We start from the raw sequence: 7,022 nt of genomic DNA, 5'->3' as shown, positions 1-7,022 counted from the left end.
GATTCACATGGTGATCGCGACGGCACTGGGCGTCGCATTCACGGTGCTGCTTGGGACGGCACTGATGACTTTGGTGTTTCTAAGCTCCAAGAGCGGCCACGACGATCAGGTTCGTCGAAGCGATGACGAGGGACAGGTGTGACCGAATTCGAGCGTGTGCCAATCCTGCGGGTCGTTCCCGGTCCGGGCGACATCAACGCCAACGGCCACATCTTTGGTGGTTGGGTCCTGAGCCAGATGGACATTGCCGGCGGCATCGTCGCTGCACGCCGGGCGAACGGGCCTGTGGCCACGGTTGCGATCGAGCGAATGGAGTTCATTCAGCCGATCAACCTGCGGGACCTTATTTCCGTATTCGCCCATGTTGAGCGGGTCGGGCGCACCTCCATGGGCGTGAGGATCGAAGTGATCGCCCACCGAGATCGCGGAAAGACCGAGATCAAGGTGACGGAAGGCCTGTTCACCTTCGTCGCGTTGGACGAGACTCACCGTCCGCGCGCGGTCGATCCGCAATAGTTATTTGTAACGGAGCTCGCGGGACCCGTTGGCGGGCAAGCGCACGCGCCACAGCATCCAACCGTCCCGCTTTGTCAGCTTCCCAACTTTCACAGCTTTCGTGCCGAGCGGCAGTTCGACCTCAGCCATTTGGGCCGTCGAAAGGTCGTTGGTGAGCGTCAGGCGGTAGCCGCCTCCTTCTTCATCCGGCACAGCGCGCTGACGCGCCCAGATGGCGGTGCTGCTCGCCACCGTGACTTCGACCTTCTCGCCGGTGGTATGATCATCGATTCGGCCCTCGCCGATCAGTATCCGCCGACCCTCCCGCGTTCCGAACAGCGTCAGACTACCCGCGGGCAGGGGAAGGCCGAGGCCTTTGCTCCTCTCGTTGCGGGTCACCAGTAGGCGCGGGATGGGGCGATCGAAGTCGCCGCGATCGGGACGAAGCCGGAGAAGGCTTTCCACCTGCACCGCCGGTTGCCGCATAAAGGCGACCTGCTTCTGAGAATGGGCCGCAACGGTGACCTCGATGGGAACACGGTAGAGGCGAACGTCGCCGAGGCGCTCTTCCTCGGCCATCACGTCGCGCTCGGGTGATGGCGGCGGGGGAGGGGCCGGCGCCGAAACCGCCCTCGGCACAGCAAGCTGAATCCGCCTGCCGGTGACAATGATCTCGTCGCTCTCCTGCAGCTCATCCCCGCGATCGCCGGTAGTCCCGCTTGGCCAGCAGTTCAGTCGTATCGGCGTAGCTTCCCCGCGGCTGACCCAGACATATTCCCGGTTGAGCTTGCCGGCGACCGCCTGGGTTGCCGCATCGGCAAGGCCGGTGTCGTCGCCGTTGGCAATCGTCAGCCAGGCGAACAGGCTGAGCTTGCGACCGTCCGACGACAGCTCTCCAACGTAATTGGCCTGCCAGTCGAAGTTGTTGCTGATGTAGGACAAGGTAACGTCGCGCTCGACCGACTGGGGGCTTCGAACCCTGACGGACAGGGTCGGCTTGGCCGACAACCCCAGCGGGACGTCGCGGGCCAGCAAAGTCTCGTTGATGCCTGAGCAACGAAGCGCCTCAAATCCTTGTGCGGTTTGAAGCACGACACCGTCCTCCGTTGCTCGCAACACCGCCTCCTGCTCCCGCACTTGGCCGGTGGCCTTGGACGTGCGGCGAAGGAGCAGGCGCTGACCGAGGTTGGCGGCAAGCAAGGTGCCGGGAGAAAGCAGACGCGCATCGCGGTTTTTCTCGATCACGGCCTCGCCAAGTCCGGTAACGATCGCGCTCTGCGGAACGATCCCGGCGGTCACGCCCTCGAAGCGGACTTCACTCTCGCCGGCCGGCAGAGTGACTCGCCGGGTCTCGCTCACCAAAGCATAGCCCTGTAGCCAGCCAAGGTCGAACTGGCGGGTGCCGCGCGCCGGGTCGCGGTAGACGGTGACGGCAACCTTGTCCGGCCCGGCGGAGGTGACGACCGGCTGCGCGCTTGCCGTACCGGACAATGCAAGCGCCATCAGCATGGCGAAGCGCCGCATCATTTTAATAGCGCGTGTCGAAAGTAGCCGTGACCACCGTCTCGGCATTCGCCGGGACGGGAACGCGCCAGCGGACCTGATCGGCGCTCAGCTTCTCCGACGGTAAACTTTCCTGGCTGATCCGCGTGTCCCACGACAGCCCGCTTTGTGTCAGATCTACGGTCACCGCACGCGGGCTCGCATTCGTCACGATGTAACGCATGCGCGTTCGATAAAAGGTCTTCTGCGTCAATGAGTCGCGCTCACCGCTCACCGACTGGCCTAGCGAGTTGCGGATCCGGAAGCGCTCCGTCGTCTTCCATTGCTCCTCGGTGATGGTTTCGCGGCTGTCGACGATCGGCCGGACCTTGATGTCGAAGGCCTGGCCCGTCGCCAAGCCGATGTCCGAACCCATCGGCGTATGCCCGATCCGGTGCTCGCCGACGAACTGGGGATTACCGCGCGCATCGCGCTGGTAGACGCGGACGGTGCCGGCGGGCAGCGCATCTCCAAGGCCTTGCTCCCGCGAGCTGGAGAAACGCAGGATGCTGTTGGCGCTGACTGGCTGATCGGCAGTCTGGAGCCAGCCGTTGCGATATTCATAGCCTCGACTTGCCGGCGCGCCTTTCACATCGAGAAAGCTGACCTGCTTGGTCTGCTTGTCGGCAATCGTGGTCCGTTCGGGCAGCGGATAGAGGTAGAAGTCGGCAAGTCGTTCGCGAGCCGCCGTTTCCGTCCCGGCGCGCCGCAATGGCGGCGGCGGTGGCGGCGGGGAGTATTCGTTATAATCGCCACGGGCGCTGCCGACGCTTCCGGCAACCAGCATGGTCGAGGCGTTCACATAGGGCGTGCCGCTATTGTTCGTGAGGGTGATCCAGCCCTGCACGTCCATCCGTCCGTTGCCCTCGTCGAAGAGGGCGACGTAATCGGCGGCCCAGCCAAGGCCCGGCGTCAGATAGGTCAGGGATACCGGCTGCCGGCCGCCGTTGGCCGCATCAACGGTGATCGACAGCGTGGGCCGGGGGCGGAGCGTCGGCGGCACCCGGTCAAAGATCACGCGAGCAGGGATACCGTCGTCGCGAAGCACCTCGATACGGTCGCCGATCTGCATGACCACGCCGCCGTTCACCGCCAGGATTCGTGCCCGCTCGCGTGTTTCCGCACCGGTGCCCGGGTTGGTGCGAACAAGGGTGACTTCCTGTCCAACCGCTTTCTGCATCAAGGCGCTTGGGGACAGCAGGTCGAAGTCGAAGTTCTGCTCGACAATTCCGATGCCGCGGCCGCTCAGCGTCACCGTCGCCGGCTCGATCTGCGCCGACACGTCACGGAACTCCTGCCGGCTCCGGCCGCGGGGCAAGTCGATCAAGCGCTTGTCTTCGATCAGCGCTCGATTGTTGTTGTAGATGGTGACGGCGACATCGCCCTGCGCCGTCTGTGATGGCAAGGGGACCGCCGCTTGCGCGAACAAAGGCGCGCCGACGAGCGCTGAACACAGGAGAATCATCGTCCGCATCACATCCCCTCGCCCTGTCAAGTCGACGAGAGAATGTTACATTATATCCAGGCGGTCAAGCGGGCGGTTCAAGCGAAACGAAAACGGCTCCCGGTGAGGGGAGCCGCATCGATTGTTGCAGGCCAAGCGTCAGCGCGGGAAGTTGCCGGACTCCAACGCAGCAAGCGCCTTGGCCGCGACATCGTGTGACGATTCGGTGCGGCCGTTGGCAACGGTGACCTGAACTTCGTCGGCCGTGAGCGCGCGCCGGAATTGCTTCGCCGCATTGTCGTTGTCGCCCTTGAGCGCGAGCGCAACGCCAAGGTTGATCGCACGGGCAGGATCATATTTGGACACCGCGGCCTGCCGGATTTCCTGCTCCGCCGTTGCCCCATCCGCGCGAAGCAAAGAGGCCGCGCCCGGCGCGGGATCGTCCTTGACTGCAGGCTGCGCCATTGCCGGAACGGCAGCAATCAACAAAGCAGCCGACGGCATAAGAACAGAATATCGACCCATCATGACCTCTCCCTCAATCCATTGAGACCGGTACGCCTTTTGCACAGAAAATGCAACAAAATCAGCAGCTTGTAACAAAACTGTCATAAAAGGTCGTTATGCTCTGCATGACGGCGAGGTGGGCTAGAAGTCCGGTCGCGCTAATCCTTTGAAGCTGAATGGAAAAAGGCGACGGAACTGAGTTCCGCCGCCTTCCAAGCTTTTCGTTTAAGCTTGCGATCTAGCCGCGCTCGCCCGCCGGTTCGGCTGTTGGGGGAGGCGGCGGGGTCACCGGACAGCCCGCGCCGGCATCCACAACCGACCCATCAGGGCAGGTTTGAGTCGCGGGGAGGGGCGGCGGCAGCGGCGCTGCCGCTTTCATCACGGTCGGCCTCGGCGCGCGGAACTTGAACGAGAGTTCGGCACCGAACGTCCGCGGCATCCCGAAGTTCGCATATTCCCCGGTGATCGCGTTGACGGCGCCCGTCAGCGGATTGGGAAGGCTCGTCAGCGGGTCCCGGCGGAAAATATACTGGTTGTCAAATAGGTTCCGCGACCAGAGGGCAAAGGTATAGCTGCTGTTTCCGAACGCAACATCAGCCAACGACACGCGGGCATTCACGAGAAAGCTGCTGTCGTTCTTCGTCGCATATTCCGCGAACGACTGAGTTGCCTGATTATAATTGCCGTCGACATGGAAGCGGAGGCTTGCCTCGTTCCAGTTGAGCGGCATTTCATAATCGATGGCGCCGTTGGCAACGTTGCGCGGCGTGTAAACGATAAAGGCAGGCACCAGCGGATTGCCCGGACGGAACGGATCGGGCGTGTCCGGCACCTTGGTGTAGGTGTAGGCATAAGCGCCGCTCAGCTGCAGATTGTCGGTGACCCGAGCCAGGAAGTCGATCTCGACGCCCCGGATCTTGGTCGTCCCCGGCGCATTGATCGTTTCCAGCGTGTTGCGGTTGCCCGCCGCCGTCGGAACGACGCTCGAGAAGTCGACCTGGCTGCCCTCACGGTTCATCACGAACGCGGCCCCGTTCACCCGCAAGCGGCGGCCGAACAGCTCGGTCTTGGCACCCAGTTCGTAGCTCTTGACGTCCTCTGGCCCGAATTCGCGATAGGTGACCGACCGCGAACTGGCGCCACCCGAACGGTAGCCGGTTGCATATTTGGCATAGAGGTGAACGCCGGGTGTGGCGTCATAGGCCAAGGTGACAAGCGGGTTGAACCGCGAGGTTTTTAGATCAAGCGTACAAAGCGGCGCCGTCGCCAAGGTCGGCGGACAACGGGAGGGCGCATTGTTGGTCAGGTACAGGACGCCGTCCTTGGTGTCCCTTGTGTAGCGGCCGCCCAACGTCAGGTGGAACTGGTCCGCCGCCGGCGGAGTCCAGGTGACCTGCCCGTAAGCTGCCCGGCTCTTCGATCGCACTCGGCTGCCGCGGTCGATGAAGCGGCACTCCCGATCCCAGCCGAAACCGCTCGAGCCGGTGCAGGAATCGATTACGGTATAAGCAGTCCCGGTTGCGTTCCAGCGGAGCGAGTTCGGGGTTGCCGCTTCCTCGAACGCCTTTTCGTCGAAGTAATAGAGGCCGGCGACATAATCGAGTTGATCGGCCAGCGTGCCGACCGCCTGGAACTCCTGGCTGTACTGACGCTGCTCAAGGTAGGAGAGCGAATAGCGGCTGAACAGGCCATTGGGCGAGAACACCGGGGGACGGTGGGCGCCACCGGCATTGTCCCACTGGTCGACGCTGACCTTGCGCCACGCCGAAATGGAGCGGAGCTCAAGCCAATCGGACAGGTTCCAGCGCATGTTCAGCGACAAACCGCGGGTCTTGTCCACCGACGGGCGCTGCGGAACGCCGATGTCCGCAACCTTCTGCAACTCGTCGCCTTCGATCACCACCAGGGGCGGCAGCGGCCGGACGCGATTCGAGGGCAGCGAACCGGTCAGGGTGGCGAGCGGGTAATTGTTCGGGTTGAAGTTGATCAGCTGGCTGTAGAACGGCGTCGACTTGTCCTTGCCGATGTCGAACGACAGGTCGGCGGTGAAGTCCGGGACCGGACGGAAACGCAACTTCGCCTGCAAGCCCTGCCGGTCGTAATAGCCCCAGCCCTTTTCACCCGGCATCGGGTTCTTCGTCACTGGTCCGCGGTAATCAGCGGCGAGATCCAGCTTGAACGAAAAGGGTCCGACCGCCGGGAAGTCGATATGGGCATTACCGTTGAAGGAGTCGTAGTTGCCGACGCCGAGGCCGCCGCGAATGCCGAACTCGCCGGTCGGCGCCTTCGTCACCATCGAGACCGCGCCACCGGACGTGTTACGGCCGAACAGGGTGCCCTGCGGCCCCTTCAGGACCTCGATGCGCTCAACGTCGAGAAGCGCGGCGCCGAGACCCTGCTGGCGGCCGAGATAGACGCCGTCGAGATAGACGCCGACGCCCTGCTCGCGGGCTGGCTGGTTGGCGTCGAGCGGAACGATGCCGCGGATACCAATGGTAACGGCGGACTGGCGCGATTCGAAGGTGGCGACGCGAAGGCCCGGAACCGAGCCGTCACCGAGATCCAGCAAGCTTTGTACTGACCGGTCTTCGAGGGCTTGGGCGTTAACGACCGAGATGGCGATCGGCGTGCGCTGAAGATTCGTCTCGCGCTTGGTCGCGGTGACGATGATATCGCCCAGGCCGACGCCCGATGCGCCCGCCTGCGGAGCGGCAGGCGCATCCGCGACAACGGGAGTGACGGTCTCGGGATCGGCGGAACCAGAGGCCGGCGGAAGGGGCGAGTCTGTGGTCGGCGCAGTGCTTGTGGTGGCCCCCTCCTGCGGCGGCAGGGTTGTCCCTGCCTGGCCGAAAGCCGGCGTCGCGGCGGAGCAGAGGAGAATGGCCAGCAGCTTGCGGCCAGCGGCTGCGGGGGCAGCTGCCCGCGCATCAGAAGTAAACATGTTCGATCTTTCCCCTTCGAGGCCGTTCCGAGTGGCCTTCCGCAGGGGCAATTACGAAGCTGCCGAGACTCCTTCGTTTCGGCTTTGCTACGA

The 7,022-nt window shown here is 63.6% G+C and carries 6 protein-coding genes (1 of these 6 running past the window's edge); 2 read left to right on the top strand and 4 right to left on the bottom strand.

Features of this window, described 5'->3' with window-relative positions; all coding sequences use genetic code 11:
- Positions 1–142, top strand: partial view of a hypothetical protein gene (locus G7077_RS07845; protein ID WP_166411215.1) — the end only. Its footprint begins 143 nt before the window's first position; only the last 142 of its 285 coding nucleotides appear in the window; its start codon lies off the left edge, out of view; the stop codon is at positions 140–142.
- Positions 139–516 (top strand): acyl-CoA thioesterase, encoded by a 378-nt coding sequence (locus G7077_RS07840; protein ID WP_166411214.1) that lies wholly within the window; start codon positions 139–141, stop codon positions 514–516. Before G7077_RS07845 ends, G7077_RS07840 begins: the two co-directional genes overlap by 4 nt.
- Here G7077_RS07840 and G7077_RS07835 read toward each other — a convergent pair whose 3' ends face one another.
- The 4 genes from G7077_RS07835 to G7077_RS07820 form a co-directional block, all read right to left on the bottom strand.
- Positions 517–2,022, bottom strand: coding sequence for a DUF4139 domain-containing protein (locus G7077_RS07835; protein WP_166411213.1), 1,506 nt, complete (start codon positions 2,020–2,022; stop codon positions 517–519).
- 1 nt (position 2,023) lies between these two features.
- Positions 2,024–3,511, bottom strand: a complete 1,488-nt coding sequence (locus G7077_RS07830; protein WP_166411212.1) for a DUF4139 domain-containing protein — start codon at positions 3,509–3,511, stop codon at positions 2,024–2,026.
- A gap of 129 nt (positions 3,512–3,640) precedes the next feature.
- Entirely contained in the window at positions 3,641–3,946 is a 306-nt protein-coding gene (locus G7077_RS07825; protein ID WP_166411211.1) for a hypothetical protein, read from the bottom strand.
- Positions 3,947–4,226: 280 nt separating this feature from the next.
- A complete protein-coding gene (locus G7077_RS07820; protein ID WP_166411210.1) occupies positions 4,227–6,929 on the bottom strand; it encodes a TonB-dependent receptor in 2,703 nt (900 codons plus the stop codon).
- Between the last annotated feature and the right edge of the window lie 93 nt (positions 6,930–7,022).

The organism is Sphingomonas piscis, assembly GCF_011300455.1.
In the GTDB taxonomy this organism is placed as follows: domain Bacteria; phylum Pseudomonadota; class Alphaproteobacteria; order Sphingomonadales; family Sphingomonadaceae; genus Sphingomicrobium; species Sphingomicrobium piscis.
The sequence above is the reverse complement of the archived record's forward strand: the minus strand, read 5'-3'. Positions and strand labels throughout refer to the sequence as shown.